Genomic DNA, 1,569 nt, shown 5'->3' on the forward strand with positions numbered 1-1,569 from the left:
TTTCTGAACCAGCTCGCGCTCCTTACGCCGGAGGAATACGGGAAGCTGTCGAGAATCCGGGAAGCTTAAAGAAGATAACTAGAATGTCATCGGCAGGCGGGAATGGATCGGCTTGTGCCCGGGGAGTGCAGGGCTGCCAGATTGATAGTTCCAGGGCAAAGGAAAGTCGTCTCTGATATGCCGACAGCCAAGCCCCTTCACTTTCCCTGTATTGTCGATCCGGAATGTAAGCTCATCTTCTCCGATAGTGAGATGAGGTCCCACATATGGAAAGACACGCAGTTCAATTTCTATGTGGGAAGAATAATAGACCATTTTGACCACAACCGTATCGCTTAGGAATGGAGCAAATTGCACGGATGGATGCTTTGTTCCTTTATAGCAGCGGTCCAGCTCCTCTTGAATATAAGGCGAGAGCAGCGTCAAAATCACTCTTTTCCCATGATCATCAGCCGGGGTGCCTTTCTCTCCCCCGAGTCCGGCAGCTTGAACAAACGACGGTAATATTAGCACAAATAGAATCACCAGTCCAAAATGTTTCATGTGCATATCGGTATCACCTCTGATGCTATTCTTGATCAAAGCTTTGCTTCGTATACCGAAGTATGGAACTATCCAGCAAGGGAGACGAAAAAGATGAACGTATACAAGGCGTTAACGATCGCCGGTTCGGACAGCGGCGGGGGCGCGGGCATCCAGGCCGACCTCAAGACGTTCCAGGAGCTGGGCGTCTACGGCATGTCGGCGCTGACCGCGGTAACGGCGCAGAACACGCTCGGGGTTCAGGACGTATATCCGCTTGATCCGGAAGCCGTGTCGCGGCAGCTCGACTCCATTGGCGAGGACCTGACTCCGGATGCGGTCAAGACCGGCATGCTGTTCAGCGGAGAAATTATCCGAACCGCCGCCGGCAAGATCCGCCAATACGGATGGAGCAATCTGGTCGTTGATCCGGTAATGGTTGCCAAGGGAGGGTCCTCCCTGCTTCAGCGGGAAGCGGTGCAGTCTCTGATTCAGCATCTGCTTCCGCTCGCCCTTGTGACGACGCCGAATATCCCGGAAGCGGAAATCATCGCCGGTATGTCGATCGCCAGCCTGACGGACTGCGAGGAAGCGGCCAGACGAATCGCGCAAATGGGCTCACGTTATGTTGTCATTAAAGGCGGCCACGGCGCCGGGAACGGCAGCGTCACGGATGTGCTCTATGACGGCAAGGATTTCAGCTACATGGAGAGTCCACGCATCGACACCCGGCATACGCATGGAACCGGCTGCACCTATTCCGCCGCGCTGACGGCGGAGCTGGCGAAGGGTTATCCGGCGGAAGAAGCCGTCCGAACCGCCAAGGCGTTTATCCGGGCGGCTATCGAGGACGGCCTGGGCATCGGGGCGGGGCACGGCCCGACCAATCATTTTGCGTACGGTCGCAGGCTGCGCGCGGAAGGGAGCGGGAAATGATGAGCGAACGGGATATGATCCCAAGCGAAGGCAGGCTGGACAGCGAAGCGGTGCGGACACATCTTCGGGCATACTTCATCATGGGGAGCGTCAACAGCCGGAGACCGGCAG

2 protein-coding genes are annotated in these 1,569 nt (G+C 56.5%); one reads left to right on the forward strand and one right to left on the reverse strand.

All coding sequences use genetic code 11. From position 1 onward, the window contains the following. Positions 1 to 78 precede the first annotated feature (78 nt). Complete coding sequence (locus tag L692_RS0112220) at positions 79 to 549, reverse strand: DUF3888 domain-containing protein (protein ID WP_025700220.1); 471 nt, start codon at positions 547 to 549, stop codon at positions 79 to 81. A gap of 87 nt (positions 550 to 636) precedes the next feature. Between L692_RS0112220 and thiD the strand changes: the two genes are divergently transcribed. Continuing rightward, positions 637 to 1,458 carry a bifunctional hydroxymethylpyrimidine kinase/phosphomethylpyrimidine kinase gene (gene thiD, locus L692_RS0112225; protein WP_025700223.1) on the forward strand — a complete coding sequence of 274 codons (822 nt, stop codon included), beginning with the start codon at positions 637 to 639 and terminating at the stop codon, positions 1,456 to 1,458. The last annotated feature ends 111 nt before the right edge of the window (positions 1,459 to 1,569 follow it).

It is taken from the genome of Paenibacillus forsythiae T98 (genome assembly GCF_000520735.1).
GTDB lineage: Bacteria > Bacillota > Bacilli > Paenibacillales > Paenibacillaceae > Paenibacillus_AQ > Paenibacillus_AQ forsythiae.

Coding starts and splice junctions, on each gene's coding strand:
- thiD (WP_025700223.1), top strand. CDS start 637: ATGAACGTATACAAGGCGTTAACGATCGCCGGTTCGGACAGCGGCGGG.
- L692_RS0112220 (WP_025700220.1), bottom strand. CDS start 549: ATGCACATGAAACATTTTGGACTGGTGATTCTATTTGTGCTAATATTA.